Origin of the sequence: Nocardia cyriacigeorgica, assembly GCF_010858045.1 — a bacterium.
GTDB lineage: Bacteria > Actinomycetota > Actinomycetes > Mycobacteriales > Mycobacteriaceae > Nocardia > Nocardia cyriacigeorgica_E.
On the sequence record NZ_JAAGVC010000396.1, the window covers coordinates 1 to 277 of the forward strand.

Annotated in this window: 1 pseudogene; it reads left to right on the forward strand. The window is 65.0% G+C overall.

The window, feature by feature from the left end:
• Positions 1-277 (forward strand): annotated as a pseudogene (locus GV790_RS30180) (hypothetical protein); the annotation flags it as partial.

Below are 277 nucleotides of genomic sequence, written 5' to 3' on the forward strand. Positions count from 1 at the left end.
GACCGCACAGGGCGTCAGCCTGTTCTCCGACAACGACCGGCAGTCCACCGAGTTCTCCCAGGTCACCTACCACGAGGCAATGATGGTGCCCGCCTTCGTGCTGGCCGAGAAGCTCGACAATGTGCTCATCATCGGCTCCGGTGAGGGCGTGGCCAGTCAGATGTCGGTGGCCGCAGGCGCCACCAGGGTCGACCACGTCGACATCGATCGCGTCGCTGTGCTCGCGTTACCGACCGAGGCGTCGGGGCTGATCGAGATTCCGCTGTACACCGAGGAG